Source organism: Actinomadura logoneensis (genome assembly GCF_003428695.1).
GTDB lineage: Bacteria > Actinomycetota > Actinomycetes > Streptosporangiales > Streptosporangiaceae > Spirillospora > Spirillospora logoneensis.
On the sequence record NZ_QURH01001033.1, the window covers coordinates 1 to 15674 of the forward strand.

A 15674-nucleotide genomic window follows, 5' to 3' on the forward strand; every position below is an offset into this window, starting at 1 on the left:
CGGCCGGCCCGCGCTCGGCGCCGCCGCGCTCGGCTACCTGCGCGGCGCGTCCTGGCTCGCCGCGCTCTGGGCCGCCGCCGCCGCGGCGAACCTGGTCTTCACCGTCTCCGACGTCCTCGGCCAGCCGGCCGGCGAGATCGTCACCGGCAGCGAGCTCAGCTCCTACGTCGGGCAGCTCCCGCAGGGCACCGCGCTGATGCTGGTCGTGCTGATCACGGTCGTCGTCGCGCTGCTGTCCCGCACCACCACCTCGCCCGCCGCCGCGTTCGGGCTGCTCGCGCTGGCCCTGGTCGCGCTGCTGCCCGCGCCGCTGACCGGGCACTCGGCGTCCGCCGCCAACCACTCGGTCGCGGTGACCGGCGTCGCGCTGCACGTCGCGGCCGTCGCGCCCTGGGTCGGCGGGCTCGCCGTCCTCGCCGCGCACGCCCTGGCCGGACGCGACGGACTCGGCGTCATGGCCGCCCGGTTCAGCCGGACGGCGCTCTGGTGCTACCTGATCGTCGGGGCGTCCGGGCTGGTCAACGTGATCGCCCGGCTGCCCGACCCGGCCCAGCTGCTCAGCACCGACTACGGCCGGCTCGCCCTCGGCAAGATCGTCGGGTTCGCGCTGCTCGGCTGGTTCGGCTGGTGGCACCGCGAGCGGACGCTGCCCCGGATCGAGAGGCGCGAGACGGGGGCGTTCGCGCGGTTCGCGTCCGCCGAGGCCGCCGTGATGGCCGCGACCATGGGCCTCGCCGTCGCGCTCGCGCGCACCGCGCCGCCCGCGCCCGCCGAGGTGGAGAGCTCGGTCAAGTCGCTGATCGGCTACGACCTGCCGCCGGAGGTCGGCCCGGTCCGGCTCGCCACGCTCTGGCAGTTCGACTTCTTCTTCGCCGCGCTGGTGGTCGTCCTCGGGTTCGTGTACGTGGCGGGCGTCGTCCGGCTGCGGCGGCGCGGCGACTCCTGGCCCCTGGGCCGGACGGTCTCCTGGTTCGTCGGCCTGCTGACGATCGTCGCGGTCACCGAGACCGGCGTCGCGCGGTACGCCCCGATCCTGTTCAGCGTGCACATGGTGCAGCACATGGTGCTGTCCATGCTGACCCCGATCTTCCTGGTCGTCGGCGCGCCGGTGACGCTGGCGCTGCGCGCGCTGAAGCCCGCCCGGGTGCGCGGCGACCGCGGCCCGCGCGAGTGGCTGACGGCGTTCCTGCACTCGCGGTACGTGTCGTTCGTCGCGCACCCCGGCGTGGCGACGATCATCTTCGTGGCGTCCACGTTCGCGCTGTACTTCACGCCGCTGTTCGAGTCGGCGATGCGCAACCACCTCGGGCACATCGCGATGATGGTGCACTTCCTGGTGTCGGGGTCGCTGTTCTACTGGGTGCTGATCGGGGTCGACCCGGCCCCGCACAAGCTGCCCTACCCCGGACGGCTCATCCTGCTGTTCGTCACGATGCCGTTCCACGCGTTCTTCGGCATCGCCCTGATGAACCTCGGGGCGCCGCTCGCGCGCGGCTGGTACACCGCCGTCCACCCGGACTGGGGCACCCCCGTCCTGCAGGACCAGCACACCGGCGGCGCGATCGCGTGGGGCTTCGGCGAGATCCCGACCTTCATCGTGCTGATCTTCCTGGCCTTCCAGTGGTTCTTCGACGACCAGCGCCGGGCCCGCCGGGAGGACCGCCGGGCCGACCGCGCCGCCGCGCGCGGCGAGCCGTCCGCGGCCGACGACGAACTCGCCGCCTACAACGCGCGCCTCGCCCGACTCGCCCGCCGGGAGGAGGAACGCGGCAAGTGACGCGTCCCCCCCCGGACGGGGGAGGCGTGCAGGTCACGGGGTCTGTAAGGATCGTCGCGTGCTTCCCCTCCTGCGCGCGGTCACCGACCGCACGACCTGGCGCCGCTGGGCCTATCTGGTGATGGGCGCGGCGCTGCTGATGCCGTACTGGTTCCTGCTGATGGTCCTGGTCGGGCCGTCGCCGCTGAAGGGGCCGTGGTCGGTGGGCGCGGTGGTGCTGCTGCCGATCCCGGCCGCCGTCGTGACCGGGCTGGTCGCCGGGGTGCGGCAGATGGAGGGGACGGCGGTCAAGGAGCTGCTCGGCGGGCCGCTCGCCGCGATGAACGTCCCGGTCGCCCGGACGCTGCGGGCCCGCCTCGGCACCGGCCTGTGGTTCAGCCTGCACCTGCACGTCGGCGTGGTCGTCGGCGCGGCCAGCCTGGCGCTGCCGCCTTTCGCCCTGGTGCTGGCGGTCTTCCCGTTCTTCGGCTGGGGCGTCGACGACCCCCGCAGCCCCCTCTACGCGTGGAAGCACAGCCCCTACCAGTGGCTCGGGCCGCCCGCCGGGCTGGCCTGCGTGGTGGCGCTGCTCGGCCTCATCGTGGTCGCGGGCCGGACGCTCGCCGTGCTCGCCCCCCGCTTCCTCGGCCCGACGCCCGAGGAGCGCGTCGCGGAGCTGGAGGAGCAGGCGGCCAAGCTCGCCGAGCGCAACCGGCTGGCCCGCGAGCTGCACGACTCGGTCGGGCACGCGCTGAGCGTCGTGACGCTCCAGGCGGGCGCGGCGTCCCGGGTGCTGGACCGCGACCCGGACTTCGCCCGCGAGGCGCTCACCGCGATCGAGGAGAGCGCGCGGGCCGCGCTGGCGGACCTGGACCACGTCCTCGGGCTGCTCCGCGAGGACAAGGCGCGGACGACTCCGCAGCCGACCCTCGCCGACCTGGAGCGGCTGGTCGAGCAGACGAGGATCGCGGGCGTCGAGCTGGACCACGGCGTGGACGCCGCCGTCGCGGGCATCCCGGCCGCCGTCTCGCGGGAGGCGTACCGGATCGTCCAGGAGGGGCTGACGAACGCGCTGCGGCACGCCGGGAAGGTGCCGGTGACGCTGCGCATCACCGTCGCCGACGACCGGCTGAACGTGCTGGTCGCCAACCCGCTGAGCGGCCCGCCGGGACGGACGCGGGCGGGCGGCGGGCGCGGCCTCGGCGGCATCCGCGAGCGCGTGACCGTGCTGCGCGGGGAGATGGCGGCGGGTCCGGTCCGGGGCGAATGGCGCATGGAGGTGTCTTTGCCGCTAATGTCCGGGGCGTGACGACCAAGGTGCTGCTGGTGGACGACGAGCGGCTGATCCGCGCCGGGCTGGCCGCGATCATCAACGCCGAGCCGGACCTGACCGTGGTGGGGGAGGCCGCCGACGGCGCGGAGGTGCCCGACGCGGTGGCCCGGACCGCGCCGGACGTGGTGCTGATGGACGTCCGGATGCCCCGGCTCGACGGCATCCAGGCGACCCGCCGGCTGATCGCGGCGGGCGGGACCCCGCCCAAGATCATCGTGGTGACCACGTTCGAGAACGACGAGTACGTCTACGACGCCCTCAAGGCGGGCGCCGACGGCTTCCTGCTCAAGCGGACCCGCCCGGAGGAGATCCTGCAGGGCATCCGGACCGTGGTGCACGGCGAGAGCCTGCTGTTCCCGGCCGCGATCCGCGCGCTCGCCGCCGAGCACGCCCCGGGCGGCGGGGCGGCCGGGGCGGAGTGGCACGGGCGGCTGACCGAGCGCGAGGCGGACGTGCTGCGGCTGATGGCGCGCGGACGCTCCAACGCCGAGATCGCGGCCGAGCTGTTCGTCAGCCCCCAGACGGTGAAGACGCACGTCGGGAACGTCCTGGCGAAGCTCCAGGCCCGCGACCGCACCCAGGCCGTGATCCTCGCCTACGAGACCGGCTTCATCTCCCCCGGCGCGTGACGCGATTTCCGGCGGTCCTCCGGCTCCGCGCGGGTGGCCGTCCCCAGGGTGGCGTCAGGAGCCGGGGAGCTGGCCGAGGACGACCTCCACGGTCTTCTTGGAGCCGTCCGCCTTCTGGACCTCCACCTTGGCCTTGTCGCCGGGCTTGAGTTTGGCCAGGATCGCGGCGAGGTCGGGCTGGCTCGGCGTCGGGCTGCCGTTCACCGCGAGGATCAGGTCGCCGGCGACGATCCCGGCCTTCTCCGCGCCCGACCCCCGGGTGACGCTGACCACGCCCACGGCGGTCTGCCGCAGGCTGTTCGGGTCGATGATCGTGCGCACCACGACGCCGAGCGCGGCCCGCCCGGAGTTCGTGACCTTGCCGTCCTTGATGAGCTGCGGCGCGATCCGCTGGACGGTGCCGCTCGGTGTCGCGAACCCGATGCCGACCGCGGCGCCGCCCATCTGCGGGTCGGACGCGGCGGCGGTCGGGATGCCGATGACCTCGCCGTTCAGCGTGACCAGCGCGCCGCCGGAGTTGCCGGGGTTGATCGCGGCGCTCGTCTGGATGGCGTCCCCGATGGTCGCGCCGGGGAAGGCGCCCTCCCGCCGGGTGGACACCTCGCGGTTGAGCTGCGACACGATGCCCTGCGTCACGCTGCCCGACAGGCCGAGCGGGTTGCCCATCGCGAGCACCATCTGGCCGATCCGCAGCTTGGTGGAGTCGCCGAACCTCGCCGGACGCAGCGTCCCGCCGCCGTTCACCTTCACCACGGCGATGTCGTCCGGCGCGAACTGGCCGACCGGCCTGGCGTCCAGCGGACGCCCGCCCCCGGCCGACGTCACCTGGATCTTGTGGGCGCCCGCGACCACGTGCGCGTTGGTCACCACGTCGCCCTCGGTGTCGTAGACGACGCCGGACCCCTCGCCCGCGTCGGTGGTGATCTGCACCACCGACGGCAGGACGGTCTGCACGGCCTTCTCGTACTGCGCCTCCAGGTCGGAGGCGGAGGTCGCCGCCGGTGAGGCCGTCGCCTCGCTGGTCGCCGCCGCGGCCTCGTTGCCGCCCCTGCCGTTCTCCCGGGCCCCGCCGCCGCTGCCGATGTCGTTGCCGGCGCCCCCGCACGCCGCGAGCGCGAGGACGACCGCCGCCGCGAGGACGCCCACCGCCGGGCGCCCGGCGGACCGGCCCCTGCCGTTGATCTCCATGCGTACCGACCTCCCGCAGGGGTTGTCCCCCGCGCGGCAGGGCCGTGACCGTGCGCCGTCCGGACGGTACCGAGAGTTGATCAGGCGCTGTCCCGCGCTTGACACGACGCGATCGTGAAGTGCCCCTTATACCTCATTTACCTGCCGTTCGTTAGAAAAGAGGCAGACAGGCAAGTCACGTCGATCGGGGGATCATGGACGCTGCCACACTGTCCGAACTGCGCAGGCCACGCTCGTACCCGGCGGTGTCGGTCCTCATGCCGACCTTCCGCCGCGCGCCCGACAACCGGCAGGACCCGATCCGGCTGCGGAACCTGCTCGCCGAGGTGCGGCGCCGCCTCCGGGACGACCCGGAGGTCCCGACGCAGGAGGCCGACGCCCTCTACCGCGACCTGGAGACCGCCGCCGCCCGCCTCGACCCCGCCGACGCCGAGGAGGGCCTGGTCCTGTTCGCCGCGCCGGGCGGGGAGGTGCACACCTTCACGATCGACCAGCCGGTCGAGGAGCGCGTGGTCCTGGACAACACCTTCGCCACCCGCGACCTGGTCGCCGCCTACACCCGCCGCACCCGCTACTGGCTGCTCGTCCTGTCCGACCACCGGACCCGGCTGTGGGACGGGCGCGGCGAGACGCTGACGCAGGTGGAGCGCGAGGGCTTCCCGATGACGCCGGAGAGCCTGGACGAGGCCGTCGTGGGCAAGGCGTCGCCGCCGAGCATCCGCGACGCCAACGCCCCGCACCAGCTGTTCGTCCGGCGGACCGTGGAGGCGCTGGAGAAGATCAACGCGCGGGACCGGCGACCGGTCATCATCGCGGGCGTCGTGCGCGCCCAGGCGTGGTTCGACGAGGAGGCGGGCGGCAAGCTCACCGTCGCCGGCCGCATCGACGGCGCCTACGAGGACGCGCCCGCCTCGGTCCTGATGGACCTGGCCCGGCCCGTCCTGCACGCCTACGAGGACCTGCGCGAGGTGGGCGTGCTCACCGAGCTGGAGGCCGCGCGCGGCCTGAAGCGGTACGCGGCGGGCCTCCAGGAGGTGCTGCCGCTGGTGAAGGAGGGCCGCGGCGAGCACCTGGTCGTCGAACGCGGGTACCACATGCCGGGCCTGCGCGGCCCGGACGGCGTGATCGACCCGCTGGACGACACCAGCCCCGGACGCGTCGAGGGCGAGGGCATCATCGACGACGTCGTGGACAACCTCATCGAGGCCCAGCTCGACTTCGGCGGCGAGGTCACCTTCGTCTCCGACGGCTTCCTCGTCGACCACGACCGCATCGCCCTGGTCACCAGGTTCTGACCGCGCCGGTCGCGCCGCCGCGCCGACTGCGCCGCCGCACTGATCGTGATGGGGGCCCGCCTCGGGAGCCGTCCCGGGCGGGCCCTCCGCGTGCTCGCCGCGCGGGCGCGGGGCGTCGGCGGCCGGAGCGTCGTCGGCGCTGCTCAGTGGCCATGGACGGGCACGCGGGGCAGTCGCTTTCCTGGTGTTTCTTGTCCTTTCCGCCGGGTATCGCTGGCGCATGAGCCGCCAGCCGAAACCCTCCGGCGGCGCGGGCAACGCCCCCGCGCAGCCGCTGGACGACAACCTCGACCTCGTCCAGGCCGTCGTGGAGGCGGCCCAGAGGGAGATGGCCCGCAAAGCCCGCCTCCGCGTCCCCGCTATCCGCTTCGGCGCGGTCGCGGGCGTCCTCGGCGCGTGCGCGACCGCCGCGTCGTACCGGGCCACCGTCCAGCTCCTCGAACGCAAGCTCCCGCCCGAGCTCGCCGCCCTGGTCGCCGCCGCCGCGTACGGCGGAGGCGCGACCGGCGCCGCCATGATGGCCGCCAACCGGTGGCGCGGACATCCGGCGCCGCTGCCCACCGAGACCGCGCGCCAGGTCGTCGAGGTCATCGCCGACCAGGGCGACTGAGGGCCAAGCCGGCGCGCCGGGACGCCGGGACGCCTCGACCGGTTAGGCGGATCCGGCCCCGCAGCGCGGGTCGTACCAGGCGACCCAGCGGGTCTCGCCCCAGCCGCCCGCGCGGGTCTTCCAGCCCGCCGGGTGGCCGGGCCAGGTCCGGTCGGCCGGGGTCCCGGTCGTCCCGGGCGGCACCACGACCGTGCAGACGCCGCGCGGGGGCGCCTGGTGCGCCGCGTCGATCCAGCCGATCCTCGTCCACCACACCGGGTCGATCAGTTTCGTCCGCGCCATCCAGTGCAGCGACCGGTCCACGACGACCCCGCCGCGCTCGGACGCCGCGGGCAGCGGCGGCGCCGGGACCACCCGCCTGCCGTCACCCGCGATGTGGAGCATCGCCGCCACGTTCACCGCCAGGAGCAGGACGGCGAGCGCCCGGCCACCGCCCAGCCGGTGGACGGCGAGCAGCGCCGCGAGGAGCCCGGTGGCGGCGAACGTCGCGGCCACGAGCCGGAACTCGGTGCGGTTCCAGGTGAGGAAGGCGGTCTCGGGGAAGTCGAAGCCGATGTACTGGTGCGTGCGCAGCCGCGTGCCCGCGTAGAGCAGCACCGTCCCGCCCGTCCCCGCCGCGATGAGGACGCCCGTCAGCGAGGCGCGCAGCGTGTTCAGCGCCGCCGCCCTGACCAGCACGGCGAGCGCGACCAGGACGTACACCAGCGCCAGGAGCGCCAGGTACCGGCCGTAGGCGAAGTTGCCGACGCGGTGCTCGTCCGGCAGCGCCGCCTCGGACGCGTACGCGATGCCGAACGTCGTCGTGAGCAGCACCCCGGCCATCAGGCGCGTGTCCCGGCGGCCGAGCGCGGCGACCGTGGCGACGAGCCCGATCCCGGCCAGCCCCCACGTCCCGACGACCAGGTACCAGATCTGCCCGCACATCCCCGACAGCGTCCACGCCTGCCCGGACACCCCGGTCAGGCGCTCCTGGAGGAGTCCCGCGAGATCGCGCGCGCCGCCGGGGTACAGCGAGCGGCGCAGCGCGTCGTTGACCGCGGACGCCGCCAGGTAGCCGCCCGCCGCCGTGGCCAGGCCCGCCCACATCGCGCGCCGCCGGGTCGCCGGCAGCGCCAGCACATGGACGGCGAGCACGACCTCGCCGCGCGAGTGCGTGAAGAAGGCGTACGCGGCCACCAGGCTCGCCAGCGCGCCGTCCAGCGGACGACCCGTCCGGACGAACCGGTCGAGCAGCAGCAGCCAGCCGAGCGCCAGCGCGGGCAGGACGGCGTCGGTCAGCGCGAACATGCCGAAGAAGGTCGTCGCGGGCAGCAGCGCCGCCGCGAAGGACAGCGGCAGCGCCGTGCCCCGCCCGACGCCGAACCGGCGCAGCGCGGCGAAGCCCAGCGGGAACAGCGCCGCGCCGACCAGCGCGTTGATCACGATGACGCCGGTGTAGACGGTCGCCGGGTCGTGCGTGAACCAGCGCAGCGGGCTGAGCAGCAGCGGATATCCGGCCTGGTAGAAGGTGTGGTGCGTGAGGTCCGCGCCCGGTCCTCCGGCCAGCCAGCGCGCGCCGGCGAGATAGGACGACTCGTCCGGGTCCGCCGCCGGACCGGTGTGCGCGCGGGCCAGCCAGACCCGGAACACCACCTGCGCGAGGCTGCCGAGCAGCAGCAGCCAGGGCACCGGAGCCCGCCGCGCCGCCGCCTCCAGTCGAGCGGGGGCCGACCTCGCCGAGCCCGGAGCGGCCGCCGTGGGGGCCGGAGCGGACGCCGCAGGACCGGGCGCCGACGACGCGGGCGCCGGAGCGGACACGGCGAGGGCCGGTGCGGGCGCGGCAAGGGCCGGTCCGGAGGTTGGTCCGGCGGCGGATGGGGAAGGGGGAGCGGTGACCTCGGGCATGGATTCCACCGTCCCGGCGCACCGTTGTGATCACGTCCGCGCGATGTCCGGATTTCGTGACACTCGGAGGATGAAGATCGACAAGGCCGGATAATGGGCGCGTGGCGAGCATCCTCTTCGTGGAAGACGACCCGTCCGCCCGCGCCGCGCTGGAACTGGCCCTGACCCGCCTCGGGCACCGGGTCACCGCCCGCTCGACCGGCGAGGACGGCCTGGAGGCGCTGCGCGCCCGCCGCCCCGAGATCGCCGTCCTGGACGTCATGCTCCCCGGCATCGACGGCATCGAGCTGTGCCGCCGCCTGCGGCGCGACGACACCCTGCCCGTCATCCTGCTCACCGCGCGCGGCGACGACCTGGACGTGGTGCTCGGGCTGGAGGCGGGCGCCGACGACTACGTCGTCAAGCCGGTCGAACCGCGCGTGCTGGACGCCCGGATCCGCGCCGTCCTGCGCCGCGCCGAGCAGACCCACAACGACCGCTCCGCCTACGGCGACCTGGTCGTGGACCGGTCCGCGCTCAAGGTCACCAAGGCCGGACGGGACGTCCGGCTCACCCCGACCGAGCTGCGGCTGCTGCTGGAGCTGACCCGCCGCCCCGGCCAGGCGATGACCCGCCAGCACCTGCTCGCCGCCGTCTGGGAGCACACCTACCCCGGCGACTCGCGGCTCGTGGACGCGTGCGTCCAGCGCGTCCGCGCCAAGATCGAGGACGAGCCCGCCGAGCCCCGCCTCATCCAGACCGTCCGCGGGTTCGGCTACCGCTTCGCCGCGCCGTGAGCCGGTGGCCCGCGCGACACCGGCCGATGGGCCTGCGCACCCGCCTCGCCGCCGCGTTCGTCGCCGTGGCGCTCACGGCCGCGCTGCTGGCGTCCGGGATCTCCTACGTGCTCGTCCGCCGCGCCCTGCTGGAACGCGTCCAGGACACCGAGATCACCGAGGTGCGGCAGACCGTCGTGCGCTACGTCCCGGTCACCACGCCGCCCGGCGCCGAGGGCGTCGTCGTGGAGCAGCTCCTCGGCGCGCTCCGGACGTCCGGCCGCCGCGCGTGGGCGACCGACATCCCCGGCGACCAGAGCGACGGACCGCCGGACGACCGCGTCCGGGCGTCCGCCGAGGCGACCCTGCGCGCGCCCGTGAGCGTGGACTTCTCCTACCGCGCCCTGCACGGGACGGTCTTCCAGCGCGTCCGGGTGCGCGGCCACGCCTACCTGCTGATCGGGATGCTCGCGACCCCCGGCCGCAAGGCGTGGGGCGAGTCGCGTCCGCTGCTGCTGGTGGCGGTCAGCCTGCGGCGCGAGGAGCAGGAGCTGGCCTGGTTCACCCGCGCGCTGCTCATCGCCGACGGGCTCGCGGTGCTGGTCGCGCTGGCGACGGCGCTGGCCGCGACGCGCGGCGTGCTGCGCCCGGTGCGGGTCCTCGGCCGGGCCGCGCACGCGCTGGGGGAGGGCGACTTCTCCACCCGGATCGGCGAGCGCGGCCGGGACGAGCTGAGCGACCTCGCCCGCACCTTCAACCGGACGGCCGAGCAGCTGGAGCGGATGGTCGGCGAGCTGCGCGCCAAGGACGCCGCGTCCCGCCGGTTCGTCGCGGACGTCTCGCACGAGCTGCGCACGCCGCTGACCTCGATGGTCGCGCTGACCGACGTGCTGGCCGAGGAGGGCGGCGAGAGCGCCCGGCTGGTCGCGGCCGAGACCCGGCGGCTCGGCGACCTGGTCGGGCACCTCATCGAGATCAGCCGCTTCGACGCGGGCGCGGCGGCGCTCGTCCTGGACGACGTGGTGTTCGCCGAGGCCGTCGCCGGGACGCTGGGCGCGCGCGGCTGGACCGGCGAGGTCGCCGTGGACGGCCCGGCGGACCTGGTCGTCCGGCTCGACCCGCGCCGGCTGGACGTGATCGTCGCCAACCTCGTCGGGAACGCGCTGCGGCACGGCCGTCCGCCCGTGACGCTGGAGTTCCGGCGCGAGGCGGACGGGGTGGAGATGTCGGTGGCGGACGCGGGCCCCGGCGTCCCGGAGGACCTGCTGCCGCTGGTCTTCAACCGGTTCGTCAAGGCCGAGGCGGCCCGGTCCCGCAGCGACGGCAGCGGGCTCGGCCTGTCGATCGCGCTGGAGAACGCCGGACTGCACGGCGGGATGCTCGCGGTCGGCAACCGTCCGGAGGGCGGCGCCGTGTTCACCCTGTGGCTCCCGTCCGCGCCCCAGGAAGACGACGACCAGGAACGCCGCACGGACGCCGAGCACGCGGCGAACCAGCACGCGGCGAACCAGCACGCGGTGAACCAGCACGAGGAGGACGAGCCGTCGTGACCCGACCCCGCCACCCCCGCGCCGCTCGCCACCAGGCCCGTCGCCCCGCTCGCCCCGCTCGCCGCGCCTTCGCCGCGGTCGGGGCCGCGCTGGCCGTGGCGACGGGGCTCACCGGCTGCGGCGTCCGCGAGACCGACCCGATCCAGGCGGGCGGCCTGCCGCGCGTGACCGCCCAGCCCAACCAGGTCGTGGTCTACCTGGTGCGGGACGGCAGGCTGGCCAGGGTCTTCCGGCCCGGCCTGCTCAACCAGCCCTACCTCGGCCTCCAGCAGCTCACCGTCAGGCCGCCCGACGCCGAGATCCAGCGCGGCTACCGGACGCTGCTGCCCGCCGGCGTCACGCTGACGGCGGACCCTTCCCGCATCGACCAGGGCGGCCTGCTGACGGTCCGGGTGAACCGGGCGAACGTGGACTGGCCGCGGCTGGTCCTCGCCCAGGTGGTCTGCACCGCCAACGCCGCCCCGAACGTCAGGATGGTCAGGCTCGACTACCCGATCGTCGTCCTCGCCCCGCAGGACGGCACCACGCCGTCGTCGGGGAGCAACGGGACGGAGCGCCTGTTCGAGCGGATGGCGTCCCGCTACACCTGCGACCAGTTCGCCGACCAGATCGCCGGCTGACCGTCCGCGTGGCGCGCGTCCCCGGTCATCCCTTGTTCAGCCATTGGGTCGCGGTCTCGCCGAGCGCCGACCGGACGGCCAGGATCACCGTCCCGAGGATCAGCAGCGGGACGATCACCATGTGCTCGACCTTGCCGTTCGTCCGGGGCACGACGGGCAGTTCCACCCGCATGGGGATGGGCCACAGCACCGGGCACCCCCGGGGTGTGAGGCAGTCGCCGATGATGTGCGCGACGCAGCCGATCCCGATCGCCCAGCCGACGAAGCCCATGTCCAGGTCGTGCATCCACCAGACGGCGAACGCGGCGAGCGCGCAGTCGGCCAGCGCGGACTGCGGCTCCTGGCCCTTGAAGTCCAGGCCGATGCCGCGCAGCCCGAAGCCGACGATGATGAACAGCACCGCCCACCACGCGTAGCGCTGGTGGGTGGCGAGCCAGTCCACGCCCCAGCCCGTCCCGACCGCGAACAGCAGCGAGTGCGTCGCGTTGCGGTGCCCGCCGCTGACCTTCCCGACCCACTTGCAGAAGTGCTGCGAGATCGGGCCGAGCGTGTTGGCGATGCGCCCGTTGTGGTGGTCTATGTCGGGCAGCAGCGCCGCCCCGGCGGACACGACCGTCCCGGCGGCGAGCTGCTTGGTGTCCAGGTGCAGCGCGTACTGCTGCATCAGGTCCGCGCGTTCCAGCAGGGGGACGGCCGCCAGCCACACCAGTGCCCCGCTCAGCGCGTGCGTGTGCCCCATCATGCGCGCATCCCCGCCCGTCCGTCCCGTCTCGCTCGGTACGGCGGGACACTATCCCGCTAATGATCCATTTCACGGACGGCGCGCCGAAGGTCGCGACTGTCCGTTCAGCCCAAGCATGACCCGAACGACTGCCCCTGTCACGACCCGTCCGACGCGGCACGACTCAGCGGCGCGGCGCGGGCTCAGGACCGTGGCGTCGCGGGGCGCGAGAGCTTACGCGGTGGCGCGTCGCGGGCCTCGGGGGGCTCAGGACGTGGCGTCGCGGGCCGCGCGGGCGGCCATGACCGTCCGGACGTTGGCCTCGGCCCAGTCGGCGACGGCCTGGATCGGCTCGCGCAGGGACCGCCCGAGCGGGGTCAGCTCGTACTCGACGCGCGGCGGGACCTCGGCGAACACCGTCCGGACGAGGAGGCCGTCGTGTTCCATCCCGCGCAGCGTGTGGGTAAGGACCTTGGGGGTGACGCCGCCGATCCGGTCGCGCAGCTGGGTGAACCGCCGCGGGCCGTCGAGCAGGGACAGCACGACCAGCACCGACCACTTGTCGCCGATCCGGTCGAGCACCGTCCGGGTCGGGCAGCCGGGGTCGAAGGCGTCGCCGGGACGCTGGGACTCCTCCATGGTTTCCCAAGGGTACCTAGAGATCGTTGTAGTAACCAGTATCCCATGGATACCGTCATCCGCGACGAAGGGAGACAGTCATGAAGATCCTGCTCATCGGGGCCACCGGCATGATCGGTTCGCGTGTCGCCGCCGAGGCGCGCGCCCGGGGCCACGAGGTCACCGGCGTGACCCGGAGCGGCAGGGACGGCACGGCCCGCGCCGAGGCCCGGGACGCCGACGCGGTCGCGAAGCTGGCCGGGGGCCACGACGCGGTCGTGCTGGCCGTCGCCCCGCCGCGCGACGGCTCGGAGACCGTCGAGCCGCTGCTGGCGGACGGACGCGGCGTCCTCGCCGGGGCGCGGCGGGCGGGCGTCCGGCGCGTCGTGATCGTCGGCGGGGCGGGCAGCCTGGAGGTCGCGCCCGGCACGCGCCTCGTGGACACCCCGGACTTCCCTGACCTCTACCGGAACGAGGCGCTGGCGCAGGGCGCCCTGCTCGACGCCGTCCGCGCCGAGGCGGGCGACCTCGACTGGACGTACATCTCCCCGGCCGCCGAGATCGGGCCGGGGGAGCGCACCGGGGAGTTCCGCCTCGGCGGCGACCGGCTGCTCGCCGACGCCGAGGGCAACAGCCGGATCAGCGCCGAGGACTACGCCGTCGCCCTGGTGGACGAGCTGGAGAACCCGCAGGCCGTCGGCCGCCGCATCACGGTCGCCTACTGATGGAACGCGCCCCGGCCGCGTCGCGGGGGCGTCAGCGGATGAAGATGGCGAACTCGGACAGCTCGCCGGTGATGGCCGGCGGCAGGCCCGCCACCGCCGACAGCTCCTCGGCGGAGACGAAGCCGCCGGTCTCGGCCCGGACGCGTTCGATCCGTCCCGCCAGCTCGGGGGTGATCCCCGGCAGCAGGGTCAGGGCGCCGGCCGGGGCGTGGTTGACGTCCACCAGGCCGCCGTCGTTGTACTGCCGGGGCAGGTCGGGACGGCCGATCCGCAGCTCCCGCGCCAGCCCCGGGTCGCGGGCGGCCAGGTCGCGGGCCTTGGCGCGCAGCAGCCGCTGCTGCCGGACCCGCTCCACCACCATGTCGTTCCCGACGCCCGCGAGCCCGTCCGGGTCGAACACCTCGCGCCGCACCAGGAACGCGTGCGCGCACCCGACGACCGCCAGCACGAACATCAGCACGCCCGCGGCCCGCTGCGCCCCGCCGCTGGTGGGGATCTTCGGCGCGACCAGCATCAGGCCCGCGAACAGGCCGCTGTACACCGTCGTCGCCCACACCAGGTGCATCTTGCGCCGCCACAGGGCCGCTGCGGCGAAGGTGAACGGGGTCGCGTACCCGAGGGACAGGAACGGCAGCGCCGCCCACGTGACGCTCATCGCCGCCCGGCCGGGCGGCATGCTGTCCGAGGGCACTCGCGGCGGTTCGTACGGTGCGGGAGCGGTCATGAGGGAGCTCTTCCCGGACGCCCGACGGCGGATGCCTCGGCGGCCCCCTCCCGTCCGGCGTCCTCTGTGGCGTGCTTCCCGGAATCCGGCTACGGCAGGGTCAGGATCTCATGGCCGCCTTCGGTCACGAGGATGGTGTGCTCGAACTGGGCTGTGCGCTTGCGGTCCTTGGTGAGGACGGTCCATCCGTCCGGCCACATGTCCCACTCGTGCGTGCCGAGGGTCAGCATCGGCTCGACCGTGAACGTCATGCCGGGCTCGATCACGGTCGTCGCGGCCGGGTCGTCGTAGTGTGGGATCACCAGGCCCGAGTGGAACGTGGTGCCGATGCCGTGCCCGGTGAAGTCGCGGACCACGCCGTAGCCGAACCGCTTGGCGTAGGACTCGATGACCCGCCCGATCACGTTGATCGCGCGGCCCGGCCGCGCCGCCCGGATGCCGCGCATCATGGCCTCGTGGGTGCGCTCGACCAGCAGCCGCGACTCCTCGTCCACGTCCCCGACCAGGAACGTCGCGTCGGTGTCGCCGTGCACGCCGTCGATGAACGCGGTGATGTCGACGTTGACGATGTCGCCGTCGCGCAGCTCGGTGTCGTCCGGGATGCCGTGGCAGATGACCTCGTTGATCGAGGTGCACAGCGACTTGGGGTAGCCGCGGTAGCCGAGCGTGGACGGGTAGGCGCCGTGGTCGAGCAGGAACTCGTGCCCGACCACGTCCAGCTCGTCGGTGGTGACCCCGGGCCGGACGTGCTTGCCGACCTCCTCCAGGGCCTGCGCCGCGATCTTCCCGGCCACCCGCATCCGCTCGATGATCTCGGGCGTCTTGACGTCCGGCTCGCCCGTCCGGGGAGTCTTCTTGCCCACGTACTCCGGACGTCGGATGTTCGCGGGTACCTTGCGCATGGGCGAGACACGGCCGGGCCGGAGGAGGTGGGTCGTCATGCTCAGCGAGTGTAGTCAGCGCTGACGGGGGACGACTCCATGGTCGTGATCGAAAGGAAGGGCGAGATGGACCCGAAGAAGGACATCGACAACGCGTGGTGGTTCTGCCTGAAGCACATGCGTGTCGAGCATGGCGCCGGCTGCCCGGACAAGCACCGCATGGGCCCCTACGCCACCGAGGCCGAGGCGGGCAACGCCCTCGCGGAGGCCAAGGCCCGCAACGAGGCGTGGGAAGCCCAGGACGACTGACCCCACCCGCCGCGCCCGCCGGCCCGCTCCCCGGACCGGCGGTCGGGCGTGGCGGCCCCCGCCCCGACCGAGGGGC

At 74.3% G+C, this 15674-nt stretch carries 16 protein-coding genes; 10 read left to right on the forward strand and 6 right to left on the reverse strand.

Annotated elements, in window-relative coordinates; translation table 11 throughout:
- From DZF91_RS36270 to DZF91_RS36280, 3 genes are all read left to right on the forward strand, one after another.
- The coding region (locus tag DZF91_RS36270) for a cytochrome c oxidase assembly protein (RefSeq protein ID WP_117361546.1) at positions 1–1777 on the forward strand (1777 nt) is incomplete at its 5' end.
- A 58-nt stretch (positions 1778–1835) separates the two neighbouring features.
- Complete coding sequence (locus DZF91_RS36275; RefSeq protein ID WP_235834820.1) at positions 1836–3065, forward strand: sensor histidine kinase; 1230 nt, start codon at positions 1836–1838, stop codon at positions 3063–3065.
- A complete protein-coding gene (locus tag DZF91_RS36280) occupies positions 3023–3718 on the forward strand; it encodes a response regulator transcription factor (protein WP_207661910.1) in 696 nt (231 codons plus the stop codon). Before DZF91_RS36275 ends, DZF91_RS36280 begins: the two co-directional genes overlap by 43 nt.
- Positions 3719–3772: 54 nt before the next feature.
- On the opposite strand, the gene DZF91_RS36285 is transcribed toward DZF91_RS36280, so the two are convergent.
- Entirely contained in the window at positions 3773–4906 is a 1134-nt protein-coding gene (locus tag DZF91_RS36285) for a S1C family serine protease (RefSeq protein ID WP_117361548.1), read from the reverse strand.
- Positions 4907–5100: 194 nt separating this feature from the next.
- Between DZF91_RS36285 and DZF91_RS36290 the strand changes: the two genes are divergently transcribed.
- Positions 5101–6201: a baeRF3 domain-containing protein gene (locus DZF91_RS36290; RefSeq protein ID WP_117361549.1), complete on the forward strand. Its 1101-nt coding sequence runs from the start codon at positions 5101–5103 to the stop codon at positions 6199–6201.
- Positions 6202–6421: 220 nt separating this feature from the next.
- Positions 6422–6811, forward strand: coding sequence for a phage holin family protein (locus DZF91_RS36295; RefSeq protein ID WP_117361550.1), 390 nt, complete (start codon positions 6422–6424; stop codon positions 6809–6811).
- 42 nt (positions 6812–6853) lie between these two features.
- Here the strand turns inward: DZF91_RS36295 and DZF91_RS36300 are convergent, their stop codons facing one another.
- A complete protein-coding gene (locus DZF91_RS36300; protein ID WP_117361551.1) occupies positions 6854–8479 on the reverse strand; it encodes a hypothetical protein in 1626 nt (541 codons plus the stop codon).
- A 317-nt stretch (positions 8480–8796) separates the two neighbouring features.
- On the opposite strand from DZF91_RS36300, the gene DZF91_RS36305 reads away from it, so the two are divergent.
- From DZF91_RS36305 to DZF91_RS36315, 3 genes are read left to right on the forward strand one after another with little or no spacing between them, the layout of a single operon-like run.
- Complete coding sequence (locus DZF91_RS36305) at positions 8797–9471, forward strand: response regulator transcription factor (RefSeq protein ID WP_117361552.1); 675 nt, start codon at positions 8797–8799, stop codon at positions 9469–9471.
- Between the two features lie 26 nt (positions 9472–9497).
- A complete protein-coding gene (locus DZF91_RS36310) occupies positions 9498–11000 on the forward strand; it encodes a sensor histidine kinase (RefSeq protein ID WP_117361553.1) in 1503 nt (500 codons plus the stop codon).
- On the forward strand, positions 10997–11620 hold the full coding sequence (locus tag DZF91_RS36315; RefSeq protein WP_147341548.1) for a GerMN domain-containing protein: 624 nt from the start codon (positions 10997–10999) through the stop codon (positions 11618–11620). Before DZF91_RS36310 ends, DZF91_RS36315 begins: the two co-directional genes overlap by 4 nt.
- A 25-nt stretch (positions 11621–11645) precedes the next feature.
- Here the strand turns inward: DZF91_RS36315 and DZF91_RS36320 are convergent, their stop codons facing one another.
- Both DZF91_RS36320 and DZF91_RS36325 read right to left on the reverse strand, forming a co-directional pair.
- A complete protein-coding gene (locus DZF91_RS36320) occupies positions 11646–12362 on the reverse strand; it encodes a metal-dependent hydrolase (RefSeq protein ID WP_199487131.1) in 717 nt (238 codons plus the stop codon).
- 246 nt (positions 12363–12608) lie between these two features.
- Positions 12609–12980: a winged helix-turn-helix transcriptional regulator gene (locus tag DZF91_RS36325; protein ID WP_117361555.1), complete on the reverse strand. Its 372-nt coding sequence runs from the start codon at positions 12978–12980 to the stop codon at positions 12609–12611.
- Between the two features lie 80 nt (positions 12981–13060).
- On the opposite strand from DZF91_RS36325, the gene DZF91_RS36330 reads away from it, so the two are divergent.
- Positions 13061–13684 (forward strand): NAD(P)-dependent oxidoreductase, encoded by a 624-nt coding sequence (locus DZF91_RS36330; protein ID WP_117361556.1) that lies wholly within the window; start codon positions 13061–13063, stop codon positions 13682–13684.
- 31 nt (positions 13685–13715) lie between these two features.
- Here the strand turns inward: DZF91_RS36330 and DZF91_RS36335 are convergent, their stop codons facing one another.
- Together DZF91_RS36335 and map are read right to left on the reverse strand one after the other, a co-directional pair.
- Positions 13716–14408 (reverse strand): ComEA family DNA-binding protein, encoded by a 693-nt coding sequence (locus tag DZF91_RS36335; RefSeq protein ID WP_117361557.1) that lies wholly within the window; start codon positions 14406–14408, stop codon positions 13716–13718.
- Between the two features lie 89 nt (positions 14409–14497).
- Positions 14498–15349 carry a type I methionyl aminopeptidase gene (gene map / locus DZF91_RS36340; protein ID WP_117361558.1) on the reverse strand — a complete coding sequence of 284 codons (852 nt, stop codon included), beginning with the start codon at positions 15347–15349 and terminating at the stop codon, positions 14498–14500.
- A 39-nt stretch (positions 15350–15388) separates the two neighbouring features.
- Here map and DZF91_RS36345 point away from each other — a divergent pair, with 39 nt between their 5' ends.
- On the forward strand, positions 15389–15598 hold the full coding sequence (locus DZF91_RS36345) for a hypothetical protein (RefSeq protein WP_407920971.1): 210 nt from the start codon (positions 15389–15391) through the stop codon (positions 15596–15598).
- The last annotated feature ends 76 nt before the right edge of the window (positions 15599–15674 follow it).

Bases quoted from the DNA above. Each gene is read 5' to 3' on its own strand.
- DZF91_RS36335 (WP_117361557.1), bottom strand. From the start codon at position 14,408: ATGACCGCTCCCGCACCGTACGAACCGCCGCGAGTGCCCTCGGACAGC.
- DZF91_RS36330 (WP_117361556.1), top strand. From the start codon at position 13,061: ATGAAGATCCTGCTCATCGGGGCCACCGGCATGATCGGTTCGCGTGTC.
- DZF91_RS36325 (WP_117361555.1), bottom strand. From the start codon at position 12,980: ATGGAGGAGTCCCAGCGTCCCGGCGACGCCTTCGACCCCGGCTGCCCG.
- DZF91_RS36295 (WP_117361550.1), top strand. From the start codon at position 6,422: ATGAGCCGCCAGCCGAAACCCTCCGGCGGCGCGGGCAACGCCCCCGCG.
- DZF91_RS36310 (WP_117361553.1), top strand. From the start codon at position 9,498: ATGGGCCTGCGCACCCGCCTCGCCGCCGCGTTCGTCGCCGTGGCGCTC.
- DZF91_RS36285 (WP_117361548.1), bottom strand. From the start codon at position 4,906: ATGGAGATCAACGGCAGGGGCCGGTCCGCCGGGCGCCCGGCGGTGGGC.
- DZF91_RS36280 (WP_207661910.1), top strand. From the start codon at position 3,023: ATGGCGCATGGAGGTGTCTTTGCCGCTAATGTCCGGGGCGTGACGACC.
- DZF91_RS36320 (WP_199487131.1), bottom strand. From the start codon at position 12,362: ATGATGGGGCACACGCACGCGCTGAGCGGGGCACTGGTGTGGCTGGCG.
- DZF91_RS36345 (WP_407920971.1), top strand. From the start codon at position 15,389: ATGGTCGTGATCGAAAGGAAGGGCGAGATGGACCCGAAGAAGGACATC.
- map (WP_117361558.1), bottom strand. From the start codon at position 15,349: ATGACGACCCACCTCCTCCGGCCCGGCCGTGTCTCGCCCATGCGCAAG.
- DZF91_RS36290 (WP_117361549.1), top strand. From the start codon at position 5,101: ATGGACGCTGCCACACTGTCCGAACTGCGCAGGCCACGCTCGTACCCG.